Annotated in this window: 20 protein-coding genes and 1 pseudogene; 11 read left to right on the plus strand and 10 right to left on the minus strand. The window is 61.1% G+C overall.

Features of this window, described 5'->3' with window-relative positions; all coding sequences use genetic code 11:
- Nucleotides 1-44 precede the first annotated feature (44 nt).
- Nucleotides 45-926: a DMT family transporter gene (locus M0654_RS06370; RefSeq protein WP_248682321.1), complete on the plus strand. Its 882-nt coding sequence runs from the start codon at nucleotides 45-47 to the stop codon at nucleotides 924-926.
- 49 nt (nucleotides 927-975) lie between these two features.
- On the opposite strand, the gene M0654_RS06375 is transcribed toward M0654_RS06370, so the two are convergent.
- The 3 genes from M0654_RS06375 to M0654_RS06385 all read right to left on the minus strand — a co-directional run bounded on the left by M0654_RS06375 (nucleotide 976) and on the right by M0654_RS06385 (nucleotide 4,021).
- Nucleotides 976-2,466, minus strand: coding sequence for an acetyl-CoA hydrolase/transferase family protein (locus tag M0654_RS06375; RefSeq protein WP_248682322.1), 1,491 nt, complete (start codon nucleotides 2,464-2,466; stop codon nucleotides 976-978).
- Between the two features lie 214 nt (nucleotides 2,467-2,680).
- Complete coding sequence (locus M0654_RS06380; protein WP_248682323.1) at nucleotides 2,681-3,574, minus strand: DMT family transporter; 894 nt, start codon at nucleotides 3,572-3,574, stop codon at nucleotides 2,681-2,683.
- A 45-nt stretch (nucleotides 3,575-3,619) separates the two neighbouring features.
- On the minus strand, nucleotides 3,620-4,021 hold the full coding sequence (locus M0654_RS06385; protein ID WP_248682324.1) for a tautomerase family protein: 402 nt from the start codon (nucleotides 4,019-4,021) through the stop codon (nucleotides 3,620-3,622).
- A gap of 90 nt (nucleotides 4,022-4,111) precedes the next feature.
- Between M0654_RS06385 and M0654_RS06390 the strand changes: the two genes are divergently transcribed.
- The 3 genes from M0654_RS06390 (at nucleotide 4,112) to M0654_RS06400 (ending at nucleotide 6,170) form a co-directional block, all read left to right on the plus strand.
- Nucleotides 4,112-4,954, plus strand: a complete 843-nt coding sequence (locus tag M0654_RS06390; protein ID WP_248682325.1) for a LysR family transcriptional regulator — start codon at nucleotides 4,112-4,114, stop codon at nucleotides 4,952-4,954.
- Between the two features lie 99 nt (nucleotides 4,955-5,053).
- Nucleotides 5,054-5,950 carry an NAD-dependent epimerase/dehydratase family protein gene (locus M0654_RS06395; protein WP_248682326.1) on the plus strand — a complete coding sequence of 299 codons (897 nt, stop codon included), beginning with the start codon at nucleotides 5,054-5,056 and terminating at the stop codon, nucleotides 5,948-5,950.
- 31 nt (nucleotides 5,951-5,981) lie between these two features.
- On the plus strand, nucleotides 5,982-6,170 hold the full coding sequence (locus M0654_RS06400) for a hypothetical protein (protein ID WP_248682382.1): 189 nt from the start codon (nucleotides 5,982-5,984) through the stop codon (nucleotides 6,168-6,170).
- Between the two features lie 11 nt (nucleotides 6,171-6,181).
- Here M0654_RS06400 and M0654_RS06405 read toward each other — a convergent pair whose 3' ends face one another.
- From M0654_RS06405 to M0654_RS06420, 4 genes and pseudogenes are all read right to left on the minus strand, one after another.
- Complete coding sequence (locus M0654_RS06405) at nucleotides 6,182-6,487, minus strand: hypothetical protein (protein WP_118852621.1); 306 nt, start codon at nucleotides 6,485-6,487, stop codon at nucleotides 6,182-6,184.
- Between the two features lie 140 nt (nucleotides 6,488-6,627).
- Nucleotides 6,628-9,492, minus strand: a complete 2,865-nt coding sequence (locus M0654_RS06410) for a bifunctional diguanylate cyclase/phosphodiesterase (RefSeq protein WP_248682327.1) — start codon at nucleotides 9,490-9,492, stop codon at nucleotides 6,628-6,630.
- Between the two features lie 153 nt (nucleotides 9,493-9,645).
- Nucleotides 9,646-10,502, minus strand: a pseudogene (locus M0654_RS06415) (sigma-70 family RNA polymerase sigma factor).
- A complete protein-coding gene (locus M0654_RS06420; RefSeq protein WP_248682328.1) occupies nucleotides 10,502-10,972 on the minus strand; it encodes a carboxymuconolactone decarboxylase family protein in 471 nt (156 codons plus the stop codon). The pseudogene M0654_RS06415 and the gene M0654_RS06420 overlap by 1 nt, the downstream one beginning before the upstream one ends.
- Nucleotides 10,973-11,184: 212 nt before the next feature.
- Between M0654_RS06420 and M0654_RS06425 the strand changes: the two genes are divergently transcribed.
- The 5 genes from M0654_RS06425 (at nucleotide 11,185) to M0654_RS06445 (ending at nucleotide 16,438) form a co-directional block, all read left to right on the plus strand.
- Nucleotides 11,185-12,711, plus strand: coding sequence for an ABC transporter substrate-binding protein (locus M0654_RS06425; protein ID WP_248682329.1), 1,527 nt, complete (start codon nucleotides 11,185-11,187; stop codon nucleotides 12,709-12,711).
- A 149-nt stretch (nucleotides 12,712-12,860) separates the two neighbouring features.
- Nucleotides 12,861-13,802, plus strand: a complete 942-nt coding sequence (locus M0654_RS06430) for an ABC transporter permease (protein WP_248682330.1) — start codon at nucleotides 12,861-12,863, stop codon at nucleotides 13,800-13,802.
- A 13-nt stretch (nucleotides 13,803-13,815) separates the two neighbouring features.
- Nucleotides 13,816-14,694 (plus strand): ABC transporter permease, encoded by an 879-nt coding sequence (locus tag M0654_RS06435; protein ID WP_248682331.1) that lies wholly within the window; start codon nucleotides 13,816-13,818, stop codon nucleotides 14,692-14,694.
- On the plus strand, nucleotides 14,695-15,903 hold the full coding sequence (locus tag M0654_RS06440) for an amidohydrolase/deacetylase family metallohydrolase (RefSeq protein ID WP_248682332.1): 1,209 nt from the start codon (nucleotides 14,695-14,697) through the stop codon (nucleotides 15,901-15,903).
- Between the two features lie 22 nt (nucleotides 15,904-15,925).
- Nucleotides 15,926-16,438 carry a RidA family protein gene (locus tag M0654_RS06445; RefSeq protein ID WP_248682333.1) on the plus strand — a complete coding sequence of 171 codons (513 nt, stop codon included), beginning with the start codon at nucleotides 15,926-15,928 and terminating at the stop codon, nucleotides 16,436-16,438.
- Nucleotides 16,439-16,447: 9 nt separating this feature from the next.
- On the opposite strand, the gene M0654_RS06450 is transcribed toward M0654_RS06445, so the two are convergent.
- Nucleotides 16,448-17,287: an IclR family transcriptional regulator gene (locus M0654_RS06450; RefSeq protein ID WP_248682377.1), complete on the minus strand. Its 840-nt coding sequence runs from the start codon at nucleotides 17,285-17,287 to the stop codon at nucleotides 16,448-16,450.
- A gap of 89 nt (nucleotides 17,288-17,376) precedes the next feature.
- On the opposite strand from M0654_RS06450, the gene M0654_RS06455 reads away from it, so the two are divergent.
- Nucleotides 17,377-18,573, plus strand: coding sequence for an aminotransferase class V-fold PLP-dependent enzyme (locus M0654_RS06455; RefSeq protein WP_248682334.1), 1,197 nt, complete (start codon nucleotides 17,377-17,379; stop codon nucleotides 18,571-18,573).
- A gap of 89 nt (nucleotides 18,574-18,662) precedes the next feature.
- Nucleotides 18,663-20,486 (plus strand): ABC transporter ATP-binding protein, encoded by a 1,824-nt coding sequence (locus tag M0654_RS06460; RefSeq protein ID WP_248682335.1) that lies wholly within the window; start codon nucleotides 18,663-18,665, stop codon nucleotides 20,484-20,486.
- A gap of 16 nt (nucleotides 20,487-20,502) precedes the next feature.
- Here the strand turns inward: M0654_RS06460 and M0654_RS06465 are convergent, their stop codons facing one another.
- A complete protein-coding gene (locus M0654_RS06465) occupies nucleotides 20,503-21,450 on the minus strand; it encodes an isoaspartyl peptidase/L-asparaginase family protein (protein ID WP_248682336.1) in 948 nt (315 codons plus the stop codon).
- 61 nt (nucleotides 21,451-21,511) lie between these two features.
- Nucleotides 21,512-23,086, minus strand: coding sequence for an ABC transporter substrate-binding protein (locus M0654_RS06470; RefSeq protein WP_248682337.1), 1,575 nt, complete (start codon nucleotides 23,084-23,086; stop codon nucleotides 21,512-21,514).
- Nucleotides 23,087-23,120 lie beyond the last annotated feature (34 nt).

Consider the following 23,120-nt stretch of genomic DNA (forward strand, 5'->3'; position numbering starts at 1 on the left):
TTTTACACCGAAGCTAAACTTGATCAAGTGAGTCGCAGGGCAAAATGACGATGGCAACCGCGGACCGGACCTTCCTGGGTATCGGACTTGCATCTGCGGGATATGCCTGCTTCGCACTGCAGGACGCGATCGTGAAACTGCTGGTCGCCTCCTACGAGGTGCCGCAAATCCTGTTCATGCGCAGCATGATCATCGTGATTGTCACGGGCGTCCTGGCCAGGCATTTCCGCCATCCATCGGTCATGAAAAGCCAGCACCGGGGAACGCTTGTCTTCCGTGCGGCGCTGCTGCTCATGGCTTGGCTGCTTTTCTATAACGCGGCCAAATATCTCGGCCTTGCGGAGCTGACGACGCTCTATTTCTCAGCTCCGGTTCTCGTTGTCCTGCTGTCGATCGTCGTTCTCAAGGAAAAGGTCGGGGCCGGTCGGTGGATTGCCTGTGTCGGTGGCTTCATCGGCGTGCTTGTTGCCGCGAACCCGACTCATTCCCCGAACCTGCTGCCGGCGGCGATGTGCGTCGCGGCCGGCTTCTGCTGGGCCTGGAGCACCGTGCTTGTCCGCCTGGTCAGCAAGACGGAAACGACGCTGGTCCAGATGTTCGCCACAAGCCTGCTGTTCGCCATCGCCTGCGCTGCGTCATTCCCGTGGATATGGAAAACACCCGATGCCACAGGCTGGATGCTGATGATCGGGCTCGGCGTGGTCGCGACGATCGGCCAGTACCTTCTCTACGAAGGCTTCCGTCACGCCCCGGCATCAGCCCTCGCACCGGTAGAATATACCGGCCTCATATGGGCGTTCGTCTATGGTTACGCGATCTGGGCCGAAATCCCGGCACCTTACGTCTTTCTTGGGGCGGCGCTAATTGTCGCCTCGAGCATGGTTCTGCTGGTGTTCGAGAAGAGGACGGCCGCCAGCGCGCGCTAGCGGCATCCGAACGTTCGCCGAGGCGGTGGGAAGGGCTCGGCCCGTCACCTTAGGCCTTCATGCTTCCAGTTACCTGCTGCCGGGTGTGCCAGGAGAACGCCTCTTCCAGGATGTGAGGCGTGTGGCCGCCGCGCGCTGCTGCACGCTGGAAGTAATCCATGAGGGCTTCACGGTAGTCCGGATGGGCGCAATGCTGGATGATCTGTTCCGCCCGCTCACGCGGCGCAAGCTGGCGCAGGTCGGCAAGGCCGTTTTCGGTGACGATCACATCGACATCATGTTCGGTATGGTCGACATGCGGCACCATAGGCACCACCGATGAAATGCGGCCTTCCTTGGCGAGCGACTTGGTGACGAAGATCGACAGGTAGGCATTGCGGGCAAAGTCGCCCGAACCGCCGATGCCGTTCATCATATGCGTGCCGTTCACATGCGTGGAATTGATGTTGCCGTAGATGTCGACTTCAAGCGCCGTGTTGATGCCGATCACGCCGAGGCGACGGATGACTTCCGGGTGGTTGCTGATCTCCTGCGGGCGAAGGATGAGCCGGTCCTTGTATTTTTCAAACTGACCGAACACGCGCTCGCTGCACGCCGCGGAGAGCGTGATGGAGGAACCGGAGGCGAAGACGAGCTTGCCGGAGTCCAGCAGGTCGAACGTGCTGTCCTGCAGAACCTCGCTGTACATGCGAAGATCATGGAACGGTCCATCCACCAGGCCGGTCAACACGGAGTTGGCAATCGTCCCGATGCCGGCCTGCAAAGGCTGCAGTGTCAGGTCCAGCCGGCCTGCATCCACTTCGCCCTTGAAGAAGTCGATGAGGTGGCCGGCAATCGCCTGCGTGCCTTCATCGGGTGCTTCCACCGTTGAGAAACTGTCCTTCTTGTCGGTAACAACGATTGCCGCGATCTTCTCAGGGTCGATCGGCACGTAAGGGAGGCCGACGCGGCTTTCGCAGGCAACAACCGGGATCGGCGTACGTGTCGGACGCTTGGTCGGGATATAGATGTCGTGCAGGCCTTCGAGATTGGCCGGCTGGCTGAGGTTGATCTCGACGATGATCTTCTTGGCGAGAATCGCAAAACTCGCGGAGTTGCCGATCGAGGTCGTCGGCACGATGCCGCCTTCTTCGCTGATCGCAGTGGCTTCCACAACCGCATAATCGATAGGCCCGAGCTGGTTCGAGCGCAGGTGCTCAACCGTCTCGGACAGGTGCTGGTCGATGAACATGACGTCGCCGCGATTGATCGCGGCGCGCAGTGTCCGGTCGACCTGGAACGGCATGCGGCGGGCCAGAACACCGGCCTCGGTCAGCATGCGGTCGATGTCATGGCCGAGTGATGCACCGGTAATGAGAGTGATGTTGAACGGCTGCTCTTTTGCTTTCGCCGCCATGGCGATCGGAACGGCCTTTGCATCGCCTGCACGCGTAAACCCGCTCATGCCAACGACCATGCCATCCTTGATGAGATCGGCCGCAGCTTCGGGGGTTGTGACTTTGTCGAGAAGGGATTTCAGGCGAATGCGATCGTTGACCATAATCAACTCCGGATGATCAAAAGCTCGTCGGCGCGAGACCCGGCGCGCCAAGTCTGGTTATGTTCTACTGATAGTCTCCGCCCTTGCTCGCAAAGCGACGTACTTGCAGGGGACGCACAGTTGCGCGTCCTTTACTCCTTACCCATTCTCGAAACCAGCTAATTTAGCTTACGGGTAAGAACTGGTACCGGGTTCTTCAGGAAGGTGATGGTGGCTATCGCCAGAAGATCAGGGCCATACCGGCCACGACAAGCGCAGCGCCAGCCCAGGCGCCGGGTGCCGGCACTTCGCGGGTCTTCAGCCAGAGCATTGGCAGGATGATCACCGGCGTCGTCGCCGAGAGAGTCGAGACAATACCGAGCTTGCCGCCGGAGAGCGCCAAGAGAAGAAGGGTCATGCCGAAGGCAAGCGCGATGATGCCGGTCATGGCCGTCTGGAGAAACACGCCGCGGGTCAATGCACCTTTGGGCCTGACCGCTTCGAAGGGCATCTGGGTCAGGATCGTTAAGCCAACGGCGGCGATCGACACCCGAACCATGGAGGCGGCGAGCGGATCAATGCCGGTCGCCATGACGGGCCTAGCAATCAGTGAGCCGACCGCCTGGGCGAGTGCGGCCAGCAGGCCAACCAGGACGCCGAGCCAGAGCGGCCCCTTGACGGCCTCCCATTGGTGCAGTTGCGCCTTTCGCGTGCCAAACAGGACTGCGAGCAAGACGCCGCAGAGTGTCAGGCCGATGCCGGCCAGAGCCGTCAGGGATAGCTGTTCGTCGAGAACCGCCCAGCCGAGCAGCGCGGCGATCGGGGCGTTGAGGGCGAACAGGATCCCGGCGCGCCTCGGCCCTAGCCGGTTAAGGCAGGTGAAGAGCAACGTGTCACCAAGAAAGATGCCGATGAAGCCGGACAGGAGGAGTGGCCAGAGGATGTCGGGCTGCAGGTCCTGCCAGGATCCCGACGCCAGCACGTAAAGGCCAAGCAGGACGGCGATGAAGAGCTGCCGCGTCCGGTTGAAGGCAAGTGCGCCGAGATGGGCTGCCGGACCTGCGGACAGCAGCCCCGTCAGTGCCCAGCAGGTTGCGGCTCCCAAGGCCGCCAGTTCATAGATCGGCATCCCGTCCTCCTCCGGCGCGCCTAGTGCTACACCGCTGCCGCCCCACTATGCGTGCTTCTGCGCCCATCTCAGGTTCTGCGTGAGCCCGCCGTAGCCATAAGTGTCACCATCCACGGCGTGAACGAGCACATAACTCGCTTCATGCACCGGGCCGAGAAGCTTACGCATCTCGTCATATACGACACGAACCCATTTCGTCGTCTCGTCCTTGATGTTCGTGTGCTCAGTGATCGAAACCTCGACATAGAAGGTCGCGAGCTTCTGGTCGGACGCGGTGGCTCCGGCAAGGAACCAGGCCTCGGGATCGGCAGTCTCGACCAAGACTGCCGTGACGGACGGATCCTTGTGCAGTATTTCTGCCGTGAGGCGAGACAGCAGGGCGGCCATCTCCGGTCGCAGGTCGCCTCCGTCACGGGACTTCGTATAGCGGGCTTTGATCATCGGCATGGTGTTGTCTCCTTGTTTGCAGGAGCACCTTGCACCACGACATTCATAGTGAGAAGATGGTGGTGCGTATCTCATTCATAGCGATTTCATATGATTGATCTGGAAAGTGTTCGCCTGTTTGTTCTTACCGTCGAGCTTGGTAGCCTCACCAAGGCGGCCGAGGCGGCAGGAACCGTGCAGCCGGTCGTGAGTCAAAAGCTGAAACTGCTGGAAAAACGGCTCGGCCGGCGCCTGGTCGACCGCACGCCACGCCACCTGCGGCTGACGGAGGACGGGCAGGTCTTCCTGCCAAAGGCACGGGAGTTGCTGGCCAAGCACGAGGAGGCGCTCACTTTCGGCAACGAAGCGCCGCTGCATTTCATGCTGGCGGCCAGCGACCACGCCATCGGCAGCCGATTGTCGCCAGCGATCCGGGCCATGCGGCTGGCATTCCCGGTCAATGCAGTGATCGAGGTCAGCTTAGGTTTTTCCCGCAATGTCAGGGAGGCCTTCGCGTCGGGCCAGGCGGATGCGGCCATCATCCGGCGAAACGGGGGAGGCTCAGCCGGCGAGGTGCTCCGCACGGACCGGCTGGGTTGGCGCACTGCACCGAACTGGCGACCACCTTCTAACAGAGCCATCCCGCTGGTGTCGCTCGGATCCGCCTGCGGCGTCCGCGATGTTGCGATTGCGGAGCTTCGACGCGCGGGCGTGGAGTGGCGAGACGCCTTTACCGCGGGAAGCTGCGCGGCACTTCATGATGGCATCCTTGCAGAAGCCGGGGTGGCGCCGATGGGGGATATCAGCGCGCGCGGCCTGCCCGACCGCGGTGCCGAGCTCGGCCTTCCGCCGTTGCCTCCGTCGGAAATTGTGCTTCTTTCCAGAGCACGCTCGCCCGCACATGCCGCGGCCATCAAGGCGCTTGCCGCAGCCGTGTCGGGTGCTGCCGGCTGACGGAAGTCACCCCTTGCCTCCGGCAGTCGCGCGGCAATATCTGGAGCGACGAGCAGGTCCTTCGGCCGCGCGTCGAACAAATAAAACAAGGAACAAGCCATGGGCAAGCGGATCGTTTTCACCGGAGGCAGCGGCAAGGCGGGTCGTCATGTCCTGCCATACCTGAAGGCACAGGGGCATGAGGTCCTGAATATCGATCTCGTGCCGTCTCAGGTGCCGGGCATCAATACGATCCACGCAGACCTGACAGACAGTGGCGAGACCTTCAACGCTCTGTCGATGCATTTCGACTTTGCCGGCCTCGAAACTGGCAAGGGACCGGCTCCGGTGGATGCCGTCGTGCATTTTGCAGCTGTGCCGAGGATCCTGATCCGTCCGGACAACGCGACATTCACTGCGAACACGGTGTCGACCTACAACGTGATCGAGGCGGCGGTGAAACTCGGGATCCGCAAGATCATCATCGCCTCTAGCGAGACCACCTATGGTGTCTGCTTCGCCGAGGGGGACAAGGACTATCACTCGTTCCCCCTGACTGAAGACTATGATGTCGATCCGATGGATAGCTATGGGCTGTCGAAGGTGGTCAACGAGAAGACGGCGCGCGCCTTCGCCATGCGGTCCGGCGCCGACATCTATGCGCTGAGGATCGGCAATGTCATCGAGCCGCACGAATACGACAAGTTCCCGACATTTCTGGCTGACCCGCCATCGCGCAAGCGCAATGCCTGGAGCTACATCGATGCCCGCGATCTTGGCCAGATCGTCCACCTCTGCGTCGAGAAGAGCGGGCTTGGCTTTCAGGTCTTCAACGCGGTGAACGACACGATCACGGCCTGGGAGCCGACACGCGACTTCCTGAAACGGTGGGCGCCTGAGACGCCAATCGATGGAGAACTCGACGAGTTCGGCGCACCGATCTCCAACCGCAAGGCGCGCGAGGTTCTGGGATTCCGCGAGGAGCATGATTGGCGGAAATACGTTCCGCGGTCGTAGTGGCAACGTATTACAGCACTCGTGCGGCAACATGGCCGATGTCAAGAGGCGCCGCTTTGCAGTAGCAGTTCCTCATCAACATTCGTCTCAATCAACCGCCTGGATATACAAAATGTGGGATTGGTTCCCTCTCGTCGTGCTGCCGTTCAAGCTCATCGTGCTGGGCACAGGCATGTTTTTCGCCATCAAGTGGCACCACGACCAAGCGAAGAAAAAGTAGCGCAGCAGTGCCTACTTTGTGGGGCGCACCAGCGATATGACACGCGGTTTCGACGGCGTGTCCAACCATTCCGTCCACTTGTCGCGCTCTTCCAGAGTGTCGAAGAACCGCCAGAGTTTGTAGTCGTCCTCGGTCGTCTGCAGCATTTCGCCGATCGTGACGATCTCCAGCGGAAGCGTCACTTCGTTGCCCTCGAAGCGGACGAGATAGGCACCATCGATGGCCGGGCGGATGACCTGGCCGACGGAGTATCCGCCGTCCTCGTCGTCGACAGTGAAATACATTCCGCTCAGTGTCTCGAAGAGTTTGTCATTCATTCTCGGTGTCAGTCCTGGGATTGGTTCGGAACATGCGGAAAGGCCCTCCGATAGAAGGGCGGTTTGGGAGCTTCAGGGTACAGCTTTTGCGAACCGACGCAACGCCTCAACCGATCTGCAGTCCCGGCGGATCCACACTGCTAGATACTGTAGTCCAACGGCTCGGTAATGGCTGACAGCATGCGCGGGACGTCTGTCGCGGGGACCGGCCGGCTGTAGAGATAACCTTGGCCCAGTGTGCAGCCCCGGCCGCGCAGGTAACGTGCTTGCTCATCCGTCTCGATACCTTCGGCAACAGTTGCCATGCCAAGCCGGTTGGCCATCTGGAGGATAGCGTCGATCACTGCGGTCGCCTTCGGCTCGTTGTCGTCGATGCGCTCGACGAAGGACCTGTCGATCTTGATTACATCGACCGGAAAATCCTGAAGATGGGTGAGCGACGCGTAACCGGTGCCGAAGTCATCGAGCGCCACCGCCATGCCAAGCTGGCGCAGTTCCTGCAACATACGCGCGACATCGGGACCGAGCTCGCCGATGAGTACCGTCTCGGTTACCTCGATATCGACTGACGCAAGATCCTGGTCGGACGCACTGGCGTGGCGCCGAAGCCGGTCCAGCAGGTCGTTCTGGCGGAAGTCTGCCGCGGACACATTGACGGCGATACGTCCCGGCGACACACCTTCCGCCTTCCAGCGTTTGAGATCGGCAAACACGAGCGCGAGCATCCGGTCGGTCAACTGAACCGCAAGTTCTGCATCGGAAAAGGCTGCGGAGATCTCGGATGGCGGCAGGATGCGGTCGCCTTCACCACGGATGCGTAGAAGCGCCTCACAGCCTGTCACGCGATTGCTCTTCAGGTCAACCTTCGGCTGGTAGAAGGGGACAATGCTATCTTCCTTGAGCGCCTGCCGTGCCCGGGCAAGCATGCCGGAGCGCCGCTCGGCGGCTCCCTTTAATGCGGGCGTAAACTCCAGCACCGTCCCCGGCATTTCCGCCTTGGACGCATACAGTGCGAGATCTGCGGCGATCAGCAAGGACTCCGGCTCACCTCCGTCCCTTGGCCATATTGCCACGCCGGCCGAAACGCTGGCGGGAATACTCTGGTCGCCGAAGGTAAAGGGTTCCCCAAGTGCCTGCAGGGCATTGTCGATCGTTTCCTTGTACGCGTCAGGCGTCGGAAGCCCTGGCAGGATGATCGCGAACTCGTCGCCGCCGAGACGGGCAACCGTCGCGGAAGCGGGAAGACTGTTCCTCAGGCGCTCGGCAGTCTGCCACAATACGCTGTCACCTGCGGCATGGCCCAAGCTGTCGTTGAGTTCTTTGAACCCATTCAAGTCCAGCAGGACCAAGCCAACAAAGGTGCCGCTGCGCGCGGCGGAATCGATCGCCGCGAGCTTCTGTTTTCGATAAAGCGTTCGGTTGGGCAGCTTGGTCAGCGGGTCATGGTGGGCAGCCCAGTTGAGCTCCGCTTCCGCCTTCTTCTGCTGCGTTACATCCAGCATCGAGCCTACAAGGCGCACAGCCTCACCGGCGTTGTTGCGCACAATGACACATCTGGTGCGGACGTCTATCCAATCTCCCGAGGCGTTCAGGAATCGATATTCCTCATTCCAGTAATCGGCCCCCTGCTCCAGGGCCAACGCCTGGCTCGCGAGCACCCGCGGCCGGTCCTCTGGATAGATGCGATCGAGCCACCAGTTCAAGTCCGTTTCGTGTTGCAGTTCCGGATAACCCAGAACCTCCTGGTGAGCGCCTGCCCATCTCGCCCGTTCGCGCTCGATGGACCAGTCCCAGATGATATCGTTGGTTGCGCGGCTGGCGAGTTGGTAGCGTTCTTCGCTCTCGCGAAGCGCAGTCTCGGACAGCACCTGTTCGTGGATATCTTCAAGGGTGCCGTACCAGGCAACAATCGTTCCTTCGGCATTGCGGCGCGGCCGGGCCCGCGCCCTGAACCATCGGTATTCGCCATCGACCAGTCGCACACGGTAGCGAACGTCCGCAAGCTTGCCTTCACCTGCCTCGATCGCATTTCGCCAAAGTTCGATGACACCTGGGATATCATCTGGATGAACCACATCAGCCCAGCCTTTGCCGACACTGGCTTCACGCGGCAGCCCGACAAGTTGGCTCCACAGCGGCGCGATCTCGGTCACCCGGCCTTGCGGGTCAGCCACCCAGGCAATCTGCGGGTTCAACTCAATGTAGGCGCGGTGATGGTCTTCCGTTTCGCGAAGGACCTCAAGGGTTCGGATATAGCGGCTTTGCTCCCGAGCCGTTGCCTGGGCCAAACGCTCCGAATGCCATGTATAGAAGATCGCCCCGAACAGGATAATGAGGAATGCGGCGACAACGACGATCGAGAGTTGATCGACCGAGGCGATCCAGGCACCCGGCTCCACAGGGTTTGAGGCCGGTCCGACCGTAACACCGGACATCGCGATGATGTGAAGCGCGAAGATGGCAGCGGAGAGCGATACAGCCGCCGGCCAGGCAAAGACATGGTTCCGGGAGCGGACGAGGCAGTGACCAGCGAGGCCTGCAAGAAACATCCCGCAGGCAACTGCTACTACGTTGACTTTCGGATCCTGGACGATCCCGCCTGGCGGCAGCATCGCCTGCAGATCCAGAAGATGGGAGATCGCGATGCCAACGCCGATGATGGTGCCAGCGAGGATGCCGCGTGGGCGTCCCAACAAGCCGACGCACCCGGCGACGACGGTCAATGCAACGGATAAGAAAAGCGAAAGGGCAACGGTCTTCAGCTTGAAATGAATATCAAGATCGCCTCGATATCCGAGCAGCAGCGTAAAATGGGTCGTCCATATGCCAAGGCCCGTCACCACCGAACCGAGAAGCAGCCAGCGCCGGCGCGAGGATGCTTGTTCCGTCAGGCTGTACTGTGCGATGCCAGCACTGGTCAGGCTTGCCAACGCGCAGATGCCCACGGCCAAAGCGACAAAGCGCAGGTTATGCTCATAGATCAGTGTATGGAGTACTTCGCCCATCCAGAACTCTCAGCCGATGAGTTCCAACCTGCCCTTGATACTTTAATAAACGTTCAAGAAGGAAGCGCTAAAGCATGCGTTCTGGACGTCTTTTCAAGTTCCTTTCGTTCGCATTAGCTAGCATGTTTCTTGTCCGGTGAAGCGATGCACTGCTCAATGCAGGTGCTTCAACTTGTCCGGATTGCGCATCACATAGATCGCGGTGACCTTGCCGTCCTCTATATCGAGGGCAGTCGTTTGCAACTCCCCATCTGCTTCGCGGGTGATAAAGCCGGGTAAGCCGTTCACCACTGTGATCCGCACGAGTTCCCAGCCACCTCTTTCGAAGAAGCGCACCAGCGAGCGCTGTACCTTCATCACGTCTTCGATCCCGAACAGCAGCCTGAGCGCTGCCGGGCGTTTGCCACCGCCATCGGAATGCAGGCTGACATCGGCGGACAGCATGGCGGAGAGTGCGGTCATGTCGCCGCTACGCGATGCGGTGAAGAAGGCTTCGGCGATTTCCAGTCCGCGCTTCTTGTCGACCTGGAACGGGTACGGGTGTCGCGCACATGAGCGCGTGCGCGGGCCGCCAGTTGCCGGCAGGCCGCTGGTTCGCGGTTGATCGAGGCGGCCACCTCTTCGAACTCCAGGCCGAACACGTCGTGCAGCAGGAAGGCCGCGCGCTCAAGTGGCGAAAGGCGTTCCAGCGCCAGCATCAACGGCAGCGTTACATCCTCTTCTTCCTCCTCCTCGACCACGGGATCGGGAAGCCAGGGGCCGATATAGGTTTCACGCGTCTTACGCGCTGACTTCAACTGGTCGAGGCAGAGCCGGGTGACGGTGCGGCGCAGGAAGGCTTCCGGCTCACGCACTTGAGCCCGGTCGGCCCTCATCCAGCGGATGAAGGCCTCCTGTACCACGTCCTCGGCATCGGCCACGGAACCGAGCATACGGTAAGCGACGCGCATGAGACGGGGGCGCAAGGGCGCAAAGCTTGCAGCAGCATCCTCGTGGCCGACGACCTCCATCAGGCGACCGCCTTTTCCGCCTGGGGACGGGCCGGTGTTTCGAGCCACAGGCCGAAGCCGACGGCTAGCCGGTTCCAGCCGTTGATGACATTGATCATCAGGGTAAGCTTCACCTGCTCCTCCTGCGTGAACTCCGCCTCCAATGCCTGGCGAGCCGCATCGAGTTCATGGCCTTCCGAAAGCCGCGTCAAAGCGTCCGTCCAGCCGAGTGCCGCCCGCTCCCGATCAGTATAGCACGGCGCCTCGCGCCAAGCCGAGAGCAGGTAAATGCGCTGCTCCGTCTCGCCCTTGGCCCGCGCTTCCACCGTGTGCATGTTGATGCAGTTGGCGCAGCCGTTGATCTGCGATGACCGGATCTTCACCAGTTCGATCAGGCTCGGTTCAAGGCTGGCAGCCGCATCAAGCGACATGCTCATCCACTTCTTCATCAGAACGGGCGAAGCGGCGAAGGGATCAAGTCTCGGTGTCATTACCATATCCTCTGTTGGGGTTACGACATCATGACGAGCGAGCTTTGGCTGGTGTGACATGAGCGCGGAATTTTCCAGAAGCCGCTCCGCTCGCCAAGCGCCATCCGCCAAGCACCGCGCATCTCCTGGTCCCATTGACACCAATGCGGCAGTCTGTATTCTGTTATAAAAGTTTACATAACATAATTGTGGAACATAATGGGGAGACTGCCATGAAATTGAAACTCGCATTTCTTGTCGCCACGGCGCTTGTTGCCGCGCCTTCGCTGCTGATGGCCCAGGAGAAGGGCGGCGTGATCAACGTCGCGACGATCGGCGAACCGCCGACGCTCGACCCGATGACCTCGACCGCCGACCTCGTCGGCATCGTCACGCAGCACATTTTCGAGACGCTCTACACTTTCGACAAGACGTGGAATGTCACGCCTCTCCTGGCAGAAAGCCTTCCGGAGGTCAGCGATGACGGCAAGACCTATACGATCAAGCTGCGCTCCGACATCAAGTTCCACGACGGTAGCGACATGGCGTCCGATGACGTGGCTGCCTCGCTCAATCGCTGGACGAAGCTCGCCTCGCGCGGCAAGCAGGCCGCCGGTTTCATCGAATCCATCTCCGCGGCAGATCCGTCGACCGTCGTGATCAAGCTGAAGCAGCCCTACGCGCCACTCGCTTCGCTGCTCGCCTTCAACAACTCTGCCGCCATCATCATCCCGGCTGAAAAGCAGGCCGACACGATGACAGATTTCATCGGCACCGGTCCCTACATGCTGAAGGAACGGAAGGCAGACCAGTACATCCAGTTGGCTCGCTTCGACGGATATAAGGCTCGCTCCGGCGAGAGCGACGGATACGGCGGCGCTCGCAAGCAGTACCTTGACGAAATTCGCTTCGTGCCGGTGCCGGATGCCAATACCCGCGTCGAGGCTGCCGTTTCCGGCCAGTATGACTACATCGATTCGCTGCCAGTTGAATCCTTCGACAAGCTGAAGGCCTCGACGGCGACGCAGCCGCTAATGCTGAAGCCCTTCGGTTACCCGGTCTTTGTCTTCAATACGGCGGAAGGCGTTGCCAAGGATGTCGAGGTCCGCAAGGCAATTCGCCAGGCGCTCAACATGGAAGACATGCTGGCCGCTGCATTCGGCAGCACGGATTTTTACGCGCTGGACGGCAATATCTACCCGGAACCCTATGCGTGGGCGACGGATATCGGTGCCGAGGGCAACTACAATGTCGCCGATCCTGAAGGTGCCGCGGAGGCTGCCAAGGCCGCCGGTTATGACGGCAAGCCTGTCCGCATCCTGACCAGCCGCCAATATGAATTCCACTACAAGATGGCGCAGGTCGCCGCAGAATATCTCAAGCTTGCCGGCTTCCAGGTCGACATGCAGGTCGTGGACTGGGCGACGCTAACCCAGCGCCGCGCCGACAAGGCCCTGTGGGACATCTATATCACCCACAGCCCGTTCCTGCCGGAGCCGGCGCTGATCGGCTCGCTGTCGCCGAGTTCGCCGGGCTGGTGGGATACGCCGGTGCGCAAGGAGGCCGTTGATGCCTTCTCGGCGGAGTCTGACCCGAAGAAGCGCGTCGAACTGTGGGCGAAGGTCCAGAAGGCGGTCTATGACGAGGTGCCCTTCATGAAGATCGGTGACTTCAACGCCGTTTCTGCGATGTCGACCAAACTTCAGGGCGTTGATCCGGCTCCGTGGCCCTACTTCTGGAACGCCTCGATCAAGAAGTAGCATCTCGTAGGAGTTGCACTGATGCTCACTCTCTCCCCGTACGCGGGGAGAGATACGTGCCCGGCCGCCCGGCGCTTCTTCTGTGGAAGAGGAGGAGCAACAGCGGACGAGGTGCAAACCGGCAGAATAAGCGGACACAGGAACCGCCCATGATACGTTACATCCTCCAGCGCCTCCTTGGCATGATCGTCGTGATGTTCCTTGTCGTCACGATCGTATTCGTGATCGTGCGTGTCACGCCGGGCGATCCGGCTGCGGTGATGCTGGGGCCTGATGCGACGCCGCAGGATATCGCAGAGCTACGCAGCCGGCTCGGCCTCGATCAGTCGATTGTCCTGCAATACATCTATCACATCGGGCAACTGCTGAAGGGCGACCTTGGTCGGTCGATCTTCCTCAACATGCCGGTCACCTCGGCACTTCTTGACCGCGCCGAGCCCACCTTCTTCCTGACGATCTTTTCACTGGCCATTGCCAGCGTCATCGCCCTGCCAATCGGCATCTATGCCGCCTACCGGCGCGGTTCGTTCGTTGATCAGGCCTCGACCACGATCGCCATGCTGGCGGCTTCGACCCCGAGCTTCTGGCTCGGCCTCATCCTGATGCAGTTTTTTGCCGTGCGTTTCGGTATGTTTCCCGTCTCAGGGTATGGCGGGCCGGGAGCGAGCTTTGCGACGCGCATGTATCACTTGACGCTTCCGGCGTTTGCGCTCGGTCTCGTGTCCTCCGCGCTCATCCTGCGGTTCACCCGGGCTTCCATGCTTGACGTGTTGGGCGACGATTATATCCGAACAGCTCGCGCCAAAGGGCTGATCGAGCGGAAAGTCATTCTCAAGCACGCGCTGAAGAACGCGTTGATCCCGATCCTGACGGTGATCGGGCTCACCGCCGCCGTTCTCATCTCCGGCGCAGTGGTGACGGAAACCGTCTTCGGCCTGCCGGGCGTTGGCAATCTCGTTGTGTCCGCCGTGCTGCGCCGTGACTATCCGGTGATCCAGGGCGCTTTGCTCGTGATCGCTGGGCTCTATGTCTTCATCAACTTCGCGATCGACATGCTTTATCTGCTCGTTGATCCTCGTGTCCGTTACTAGGGGGTGCGCGACGATGGCTAATATCGCAACCACCGCCGAGAAGCCGGAAGTGAGCGAACGGAGCCGTTTCGTGCGGCGCCTGCTGAAGCGCAAGACGGTCGCCGCCGGCTTGATCGTCCTGACGATCTTCGTGTTGCTGGCTGTTCTGGCCCCGTGGATCGCACCCTATTCGCCAACGAAGCTTTCGATCGTCAATCGACTGAAGCCGCCGAGCGAACTGTTCTGGTTCGGGACCGACGAGTTTGGCCGCGATGTATTTAGCCGCACCATTTACGCTGGGCGACTGTCGCTGCTGGTCGGCGCCGCAGTTGTCGCTCTTTCGGCCATCATCGGGGTAACGATGGGACTGCTCGCTGGTTTCTTCCAGCGGCTCGACACGCCGATCGCGCGCTTGATCGATGCGATGATGGCTTTCCCGGATATCCTGCTTGCGATCGCGCTGGTCGCTGCGCTCGGTCCGTCGCTGACGACCGTCATCGTGGCCCTGTCGATCGTCTATTCGCCACGCCTCGCGCGGATCGTCCGTGCCTCTACGCTCGTCATTCGCGAACTGCCCTATGTGGAAGCGGCAAAGGCGCTCGGGATTTCGACCTTCCACATTATGACGCGACACGTGCTGCGCAACCTCGTCTCGCCGATCCTGGTGCAGGGCACGTTCCTGTTCGCCAGTGCGATGCTCGCCGAAGCCGGCCTTTCCTTCCTTGGCCTCGGCGTGAGCCCCGAAATCCCGACCTGGGGCACAATGATCTCCGCCGGCCGCCAATATATCGGCCAGGCCGACTGGATGACCTACTTCCCGGGCTTCGCCATCATCTTATCCGTGCTGTCGCTGCAAATGGTCGGCGATGGTTTGAGAGATATGCTCGATCCCAGACTGCGAAAGGATCTGTAAATGAACGGTGAAAAAGCGGCTAAGCCGCTCCTCATCACCAATGTGAAACCGATGGCGTTCCGGCAGAGTGTGCCGGATGCAGCGACGGACATTCTCGTCGGCTCCGACGGTAAGATCGCCGCGATCGGCTCTCAGCTTGCCGCTCCCGCTGATGCGGAACGCATCGACGGCAAGGGCGCCTGGATCTCGCCCGGTTGGGTCGACCTGCATGTCCACATCTGGCATGGCGGCACCGACATCTCCATCCGCCCGTCCGAATGTGGCGCAGAGCGTGGCGTCACCACGCTGGTCGACGCCGGTTCCGCGGGTGAGGCGAACTTCCACGGTTTTCGCGAGTACATCATCGAGCCGTCGAAGGAGCGCATCAAGGCCTTCCTCAATCTCGGTTCGATTGGTCTCGTCGCCTGCAATCGCGTCGCCGAACTCCGTGACATCCGCGACATCGATCTAGACCGTATCTTGGAGTGCTATGCCGAGAACAAGGAGCATATCGTCGGCATCAAGGTCCGCGCGAGCCATGTCATCACGGGCTCTTGGGGTGTGACGCCGGTTAAGCTCGGCAAGAAGATTGCGAAGATCCTCAAGGTTCCGATGATGGTGCATGTCGGCGAACCGCCGGCGCTGTATGATGAAGTTCTGGAAATTCTCGGCCCCGGCGACGTCGTCACGCACTGCTTCAACGGCAAGGCTGGCTCCTCCATCATGGAAGACGAGGACCTGTTCAACCTCGCCGAACGTTGTGCTGCCGAAGGCGTGCGGCTCGACATCGGCCACGGCGGAGCGTCCTTCTCCTTCAAGGTGGCGGAAGCCGCGATCTCGCGCGGGCTGTTGCCGCATTCGATCTCGACGGACCTTCACGGTCACTCGATGAATTTCCCGGTCTGGGATCTGGCGACCACGATGTCAAAGCTGATGTCGGTCGGCATGCCCTTCGACAAGGTGGTTGAGGCTGTCACGCATAATCCCGCGGAGGTCATCAAGCTATCGATGGAGAACCGGCTTTCGGTTGGCGAACGCGCCGATTTCACGATCTTCGACCTCGTTGATGCTGATCTGGAGGCGACCGATTCCAACGGCGACGTCTCGCGCCTGCAGAAGCTGTTCGAGCCCCGCTACGCGATCATGGGATCGGAGGCGGTAGCTTCCAGCCGCTACATCCCGCGTGCCCGCCGGCTCGTCCGTCACAGCCACGGCCTGTCGTGGCGGTGATCGGCAACCTCATGAAAATCGCATGACAGGAGTTTACGTGACGACGTCTCCAGCAAAGGCCGCTCCCACGGCAACTGCGCCCTACGACCGGTTGGCAACCCTCGGCATCGCGCTGCCACCTTCGCCGCCGCCTATCGCCAATTTCGTGACGCATGTGTTTGAAGGCAACATGCTCTACCTTTCCGGCCAAGGGCCGCGCGAGGCGGACGGGTACCTTCATGCAGGGAAGGTGGGGGGCGAAGTGGATGTTGCTCTCGCTTATCAACACGCGCGCCTTGTCGGCATCAACCTGCTGGCCGTGATGCATGAGGCACTAGGCGACCTTTCACGAGTGAAACGCGTGGTGAAGCTCTTGGGAATGGTCAACGCCGTTCCCGACTTCCGGGATCACCCGAGCGTCATCAACGGCTGCTCGGACCTCTTCATCGAAGTCTTCGGCGAAGCGGGCCAACATGCCCGGTCTGCTGTCGGCTTCGGTTCGCTGCCGGGCAACATTACCGTCGAGATCGAAGCGATCGTCTCGCTCAGGGATTGACCAATGACCTCAGTGGTTGCGCCAGCCCATCAGTTTTTCGATCTGCTCGGCGGAGGCGCGAACGTGCTCCGTGTAGTGGTTCTCGTCGGAAAGAACCTTCTGTTCCGGAAGGACGATGGAAATGGTCGCAACACACCGGCCGTCACGGTCGCAGATCGGCGACGCGATGCAGGCAACCGCGTAGTCGGACTCGGCAACCTGGATGGACAGGCGCTCTCCAAAGGCCTTGCCGGCGGAGTCGGAAAGCGTGCGCGCGTCGATCTCCGCGCGGCCGGTCGGGGAGGTGCGGGCGCAGCGCTTGAACAGCTCGATCCGCTCGCTCTCCGGCAGGTGTCCCACCAGGAGCCGTCCGGAAGCTGTCCAGTTGAGCGGCACGCGGGTACCGACGCGCGAGGCGACCTGGAAGTGGCTCGGACCATCGGCCATGGCAAGCACCAGCATATAGTCGCCGTCGCGGCCGCAGACCTGGACGGTTTCGCCTGCTTTCCGGCAGAGGTCGTGCATTTCGTGGGTGGCGACGCTCATGAAATCAAGCGAGCGGGCGTAGGCGAGGCCGTAATGGTAGAGCCGTGCACCGAGCCAGATCGAACCGTCGGCGTTGCGAGCCAGCATGTTCTTTTCGACCAAGTCGTCGATGATGACGTAGACGGTCGAAAGCGGCGCCTTGATCGCCTTCGCGATGGCGTAAGCGCCGGCTGGCGAACCAGTTTCGTAGAGATGATCAATCACCTGCAGCGCACGGTCGATGCCGCTCACACGAGAGCGGCGCGCACCTTTCGCACTGGTTTCCTGTGCAGCGCCAGCGTCCTCGTTGAAAACAGCGGGTGAAGTCTTCGCGTCCAAATAGATGTTCCTTATCTGATTTGGGAGCCTATTACATTATTATGGCATAGCTGTCGATGGCAAACTACGGCGGCCAGCATCTGGAGAGAGATAAAATGTCCGATGACATCCGCACCAAGATCGGCCTTCGCCCGGTCATCAACGTCTCCGGCACGATGACCAGCCTCGGAGCATCGATTGTCGTCCCCGAAGCGATCGAGGCGATGACGGCGATCCTGCCGCAGTTCGTCGAGATCAACGACCTGCAGCGCAAGGCAAGCGCGGTCATCGCACGGCTGACCGGCGGCGAGGCAGGTTTCGTCACGGCATCCTGTTCAGCTGGCATCAGCCTTGCCGTTGCGGGAGCAATCACCGGTGACAACCTGCTGGCAATCGAAAAGCTGCCGGATGCGACGCCTGAGAAGAATGAAGTCATCGTTCAGATGGGCCATGTGGTGAGCTACGGCGCGCCGGTGGACCAGGCGATCCGGCTTGGCGGTGGCAAGGTCGTGCTTATCGGCCAGGCAACCTCGACGCACCGTTTCCATATGGAGAACGCCATTACCGAGAAGACGGCTGCGGCTGTCTTTGTCGTTTCCCATCATGTGGTTGATTATGGGCTTCTGCATCTCGCCGAATTCGTTGAGATCGCTCATGCCAAGGGCGTTCCGGTTATCGTCGATGCGGCTTCCGAGTATGATCTGAAGCTGTTTCTGGCGCTGGGTGCGGATATTGCACTCTATTCTGGTCACAAGTTCCTTGGCGGCCCGACTTCTGGCATGGTTGCTGGCAAGAAGGAGTTGGTCCGCCATGCCTTCCTGCAGAACATGGGCATCGGCCGCGGCATGAAGGTCGGCAAGGAAAGCGTCTACGGCGTCATGGCGGCGCTGGAAGCGTGGGAGACGCGCGATCACGCCGGCATTCGAGAGCGCGAAACCGGCTACCTGAACCTCTGGAAGGAAACGCTCGACGGCCGACCGGGCATTACCGCGCTGATCGAACCGGATCCGACCAACAACCCGCTCGACCGCCTGCGGGTGATTGTCTCGGCCCCGGAAGCCCATATCACCGCTTGGGATCTTGCGGCCGCACTTGGCCGTGGCAACCCGCCAGTCATCGTCCGCGACCACGAGGTGGAGCACAACTACTTCTATCTCGACCCCTGCAACCTGCATCCGGGCCAGGAGAAAATCGTGGCGGCACGCCTTTCGGAGGAACTCCACAAGGCGCGTGCCTCCAACGAGATCATCGCCACGCCGCTTGAAAACCGCAGCAGGCACCGCTTCGACAGCCTGTTGCGCTGGCCGGACTGAGGCTTTTTCCTTCTCCCTGGCGGGCGGAAGGCGCCCGAAGGGCGAATGCGGGAGCCGTCAACCTGGCTCACAGGAACGAGGGAACGATCATGACAAACATCGAAACAAGGAACATCGCCCCGGTTCTGTCCGTCCAGAACCTTACCACTTCGTTCAACGTGGACGGCGAATGGAAGCCGGTGGTCCGCAACGTTTCCTTCTCGGTCGCGCCGGGAGAGACCGTGGCGATCGTCGGGGAGTCGGGATCCGGCAAGAGCGTCACCTCGCTGTCCATCATGCGGTTGCTGCAGGAAGGAACGAGCCGCATCGAAGGCAAGATCATGCTTGATGATCGCGACCTGCTTTCGCTTCCCGAGCACGAGATGCGCAAGGTGCGCGGCAACGAGGTCTCGATGATCTTCCAGGAGCCGATGACGAGCCTCAATCCGCTCTTCACCATCGGAGACCAGATCTCCGAAGCGCTGTTGTGCCACAAGCCGATGTCCGCCGCGGAAGCGAGGGCTGAAACCATCCGCCTCTTGGACAAGGTTCGCATCCCTTCTGCCGCATCGCGGTTCGATGAATATCCGCACCGGTTCTCCGGCGGCATGCGCCAACGCGTGATGATCGCCATGGCTCTCGCATCGAGACCGAAGCTCTTGATCGCGGACGAGCCGACAACGGCGCTCGACGTGACGGTCCAGGGGCAGATCCTCGACCTGATCAAGATCCTTCAGGAAGAGGAGGGGACCTCGGTCCTCTTCATTACGCACGACATGGGCGTCGTGGCGGAAATTGCCGACCGCACGGTTGTCATGTATCGGGGCGAGCAGGTGGAAACGGGGGCGACAGCCGACATCTTCCACCGCGGCAGGCATCCCTATACACGTGCATTGCTGTCAGCGGTGCCGGTTCTTGGCTCGATGCAGAAATACGAGCGGCCGTTGCGCTTTCCGGTCGTCAACAACACGACGGGCCAGTCTGATACGCCGGTGGAGGTGCCGGATACGGTTGTCAGGGATAAGCCGATCCTGGAGGTGAGGAACCTCACCAAGCGGTTCGAGATCCATTCAGGCCTGTTCGGCCGCCTAAGCGGCCGCGTTCATGCTGTCGAGAATGTCTCGTTCGACCTTTTTGCCGGTGAGACGCTGTCCTTGGTTGGCGAATCCGGCTGCGGCAAGTCCACGACGGGCCGCGCCATCATGCGGCTGATCGAGCCCGACTCCGGCTCTGTTACCGTCGAGGGCCGGGACCTGCAGGCGCTTGACAAGCGGCAGATGCGGGAGATGCGCAAGTCCGTCCAGATGATCTTCCAGGATCCGTTCGCGTCTCTCAACCCCCGCATGACGGTCGGCCAAGCGATCGCAGAGCCCTATCTTGAACACAGGATGGGAACGTCGAAGGAGGCCAAGGAGGTGGTCGCCGACATGCTGCGCAAGGTCGGGCTGACGCCAGACATGGCAAGCCGCTATCCGCACGAGTTCTCCGGCGGCCAGCGTCAGCGTATCTGCATCGCTCGCGCGCTTGCGCTGCAGCCGAAGGTGATTGTCGCCGACGAAAGTGTGTCAGCACTCGATGTTTCGATCAAGGCGCAGGTCATCAACCTCATGCTCGATCTGCAGCATAGCCTCAACCTCGCCTTCCTGTTCATCTCCCACGACATGGCGGTGGTGGAGCGGGTGAGCCACCGCGTGGCGGTCATGTATCTGGGGGAAATCGTCGAGATCGGGCCGCGTGCGGCAGTCTTCGGCAACCCCCAACACGACTACACGAAGAAGTTGATGGCTGCCGTTCCCGTCCCCGATCCGGATCGTCGGCGGGAGAAGCGCATGGTTGCGAGCGATGAGCTCAGGAGCCCGATCCGTCCCGCCGATTATATCGCGACGAGACGGGAATATCGTGAAGTGTCAGCAGGCCATCTCGTCGCTCAGTAGAGGCCGGAACGACGGCTCACGGATAGGACATGACTTCCGCATGCGAAGCAACGCGGAATTCACCGGCATCGGTCACCCAACCGCGGAACATGCCATCCGTGTTGTAGGGTGCGGCAACAGACCCATCAGCGCCAACCGCAACGAGGCCCGCACCGATATTGTGGATCTTCAGGTCTTCCATGATGACCTTGGCTGACGCTGTCTCCACATCCTCGCCGAGATAAGCCATGCGCGCCGCAATCTCGTGGCCGACGACATGGCGGATGAAGAACTCGCCCTTGCCCGTGCCGGAGATGGCGCAGACGCCATCGCGCGCGTAAGTGCCGGCGCCGATGATCGGACTGTCCCCTACGCGTCCCTCCGGCTTGTTGTTGTAGCCTCCGGTTGAGGTGGCGGCGGCAAGATGGCCGTGCTGGTCGAGCGCGACGGCGCCCACCGTGCCATGCTTCTCCGCCTCGCTGGCGGCGAACGCCGTACCGGCGGCGGCATGCGCCTTCATCGCCGCGAGGGCGCGCTTGCGCTTCTCGGTGGTGAAATAAGCCTGCTCCTCGACTGCGAGCCCTTTGGACTCGGCAAATCGGTCGGCGGCGGGGCCAGCAAGCAGCACCGCATCTCCGTGTTCGAGAACGGCACGTGCGCCGATGATCGGGTTGCGGATGTGCCGTGCGCCGCAGATAGCGCCGGCGGCGAGCGTTTCGCCGTCCATGATGGAGGCATCCAGTTCATGAATGCCGTTTTCGTTGAGCGCTGCGCCATGACCGGCGTTGAAGTGGGGGCTGTCTTCCATGACGACAACGGCAGCCTGGACAGCATCGATGGCGCGTCCGCCGCGCTCCAGGACAGCATAGCCGGCTTCGAGCGCACGCCCGAGGTCGCGGCGGGCGGCATTCCATTCGGCCTCGCTGAGGTCCAGCTTGGCCATCACGCCACAACCGCCGTGGATGGCAAGAGCGAATTTCGTCATGGGTATCCTCCGATAAAAGAGAAGGGCACCGGGTGTTGCCGGTGCCCTCGGATTGTTTCGCTTACTTCTTGGGCTGGACGTCCATGGCCAGCGTGTCTTCGTCAGAACGCGGGTTGTACGTCACCTTATCAGCCTTGGCGCCCCAGGCGGACAGGTTAGTCGCCAGCGGCAGGTCCGGACGGTCCGTCGCAACCAGCATGTTGGCTTCCTCAAGCAGGGCAAGGCGCTTGGCTTCGTCCATCTCGACGGCGGCGTCCTGGATCAGCTTGTCCATCTGCGGGTTTGAGTAACCGCGCACGTTGAAGGCGCCGAGCGACTTCTCCGCGTCATTGGTGTGTATCAGCGACGACAGCATGTAGTTCGACTCGCCCGTCAGCGTGCCCCAGGAGGCCATGTAGAGCGAATACTCGCCACGTGTCTTGGCCGGGTTGAACACGGCTGCCGGAACGCCCTGGACGTCGACCGTCACGTTGATCGCGGCCAGAAGCTGCGCAACCGTCGGACCAAGCTCGGTCGGCATGCGGTCGTTGGCGTAGCTCAGCGCGACCTTGAAGCCTTCCGGATAACCGGCTTCAGCCATCAGCTTCTGAGCCTTTTCGACATCGAACGCCGGAGCAGGGATCGCCTTGTTGTAACCGAAGATGTTCGGGGCGACGAGCTGGGTTGCTACGACGCCCATGCCTTCGAGAGCGAACTCCACAATGGTCTCGCGGTCGAGCGCGAGGTCGAAGGCTTCACGGACGCGAGGATCCAGGAAGGGGTTCTTGTCCAGCTTCTTGCCCGAATTGTCCCAAACCTGCGGGGAATTCTCGCGGAAGTCGAACTCCAGGTAAGGAATGTAGACAGATTCCTTCTTGATCACCTGAAGCTTGGAATCGGACTCGATGCTGGCGAGGTCGGTTGCCGGAACCTTGGCGATGAGATCGACCTGGCCCGCCTTCAACTGGGCAACGCGTGCCGCGTCATTCGGGATCTCCTTGCGGATGACCTTGTCCCAAGGCTGTGCGCCGTCCCAGTAACCGTCGAACTTCTCCAGCACCAGGTCCTGCGTCGGTGCCCAGCTGACGAACTTGTAGGGGCCAGTACCGATGGTGGCCTTGCCCATGTTGAAGCCTTCGGCCGAGGTGTCCTTAGTCGAATAGTCGGCCGCAGCCTTGTGCGACACGATGAACAGGCGAACGAAGTCGTTCGGCAGGTTCGGCGCTGCGCCGTTCGTCTTCACGCGGATGGTATAGTCGTCAACGATCTCGACGCTGGCCACGCGGCGCACATAGATGGTGGACGGGTTCGGGCCGGTGACGTCCGGGATGCGTTCGATCGAGAACTTCACGTCCTGCGCGGTGAAATCCGAGCCGTCGTGAAACTTCACGCCCTGGCGCAACTTGAATTCCCAGGTGGTGTCGTCAAGCGCCTGCCAGTTGGTTGCCAGACCGGGCAGGATTTCGAGGTCGTTGCCCGACCGCAGCAGCGTGTCGAAAACGTGCTTGGTGGCTTCGGCATTGGCCGAGGTCGCCGTGAAGTGCGGGTCCATTGACGCAGGGCCATTCTTGGTTGCGATCACCAGGTCGGCTGCGAGTGCCGCGACGGGCGACGACAGAATGGTGGCCACAAGGGCCGCACGGATTATGGATTTCATCGTCATAAGGTTCCTCTCTTGTTGAGTGTTTTGG

The sequence above is a fragment of the Neorhizobium turbinariae genome (assembly GCF_023223505.1).
Taxonomy (GTDB): Bacteria; Pseudomonadota; Alphaproteobacteria; order Rhizobiales; family Rhizobiaceae; genus Neorhizobium; species Neorhizobium turbinariae.

Coding starts and splice junctions, on each gene's coding strand:
- M0654_RS06425 (WP_248682329.1), top strand. CDS start 11,185: ATGAAATTGAAACTCGCATTTCTTGTCGCCACGGCGCTTGTTGCCGCG.
- M0654_RS06390 (WP_248682325.1), top strand. CDS start 4,112: ATGATTGATCTGGAAAGTGTTCGCCTGTTTGTTCTTACCGTCGAGCTT.
- M0654_RS06435 (WP_248682331.1), top strand. CDS start 13,816: ATGGCTAATATCGCAACCACCGCCGAGAAGCCGGAAGTGAGCGAACGG.
- M0654_RS06470 (WP_248682337.1), bottom strand. CDS start 23,086: ATGAAATCCATAATCCGTGCGGCCCTTGTGGCCACCATTCTGTCGTCG.
- M0654_RS06430 (WP_248682330.1), top strand. CDS start 12,861: ATGATACGTTACATCCTCCAGCGCCTCCTTGGCATGATCGTCGTGATG.
- M0654_RS06380 (WP_248682323.1), bottom strand. CDS start 3,574: ATGCCGATCTATGAACTGGCGGCCTTGGGAGCCGCAACCTGCTGGGCA.
- M0654_RS06410 (WP_248682327.1), bottom strand. CDS start 9,492: ATGGGCGAAGTACTCCATACACTGATCTATGAGCATAACCTGCGCTTT.
- M0654_RS06460 (WP_248682335.1), top strand. CDS start 18,663: ATGACAAACATCGAAACAAGGAACATCGCCCCGGTTCTGTCCGTCCAG.
- M0654_RS06395 (WP_248682326.1), top strand. CDS start 5,054: ATGGGCAAGCGGATCGTTTTCACCGGAGGCAGCGGCAAGGCGGGTCGT.
- M0654_RS06440 (WP_248682332.1), top strand. CDS start 14,695: ATGAACGGTGAAAAAGCGGCTAAGCCGCTCCTCATCACCAATGTGAAA.
- M0654_RS06465 (WP_248682336.1), bottom strand. CDS start 21,450: ATGACGAAATTCGCTCTTGCCATCCACGGCGGTTGTGGCGTGATGGCC.
- M0654_RS06455 (WP_248682334.1), top strand. CDS start 17,377: ATGTCCGATGACATCCGCACCAAGATCGGCCTTCGCCCGGTCATCAAC.
- M0654_RS06420 (WP_248682328.1), bottom strand. CDS start 10,972: ATGACACCGAGACTTGATCCCTTCGCCGCTTCGCCCGTTCTGATGAAG.
- M0654_RS06400 (WP_248682382.1), top strand. CDS start 5,982: ATGGCCGATGTCAAGAGGCGCCGCTTTGCAGTAGCAGTTCCTCATCAA.
- M0654_RS06370 (WP_248682321.1), top strand. CDS start 45: ATGACGATGGCAACCGCGGACCGGACCTTCCTGGGTATCGGACTTGCA.
- M0654_RS06385 (WP_248682324.1), bottom strand. CDS start 4,021: ATGCCGATGATCAAAGCCCGCTATACGAAGTCCCGTGACGGAGGCGAC.
- M0654_RS06445 (WP_248682333.1), top strand. CDS start 15,926: ATGACAGGAGTTTACGTGACGACGTCTCCAGCAAAGGCCGCTCCCACG.
- M0654_RS06375 (WP_248682322.1), bottom strand. CDS start 2,466: ATGGTCAACGATCGCATTCGCCTGAAATCCCTTCTCGACAAAGTCACA.
- M0654_RS06405 (WP_118852621.1), bottom strand. CDS start 6,487: ATGAATGACAAACTCTTCGAGACACTGAGCGGAATGTATTTCACTGTC.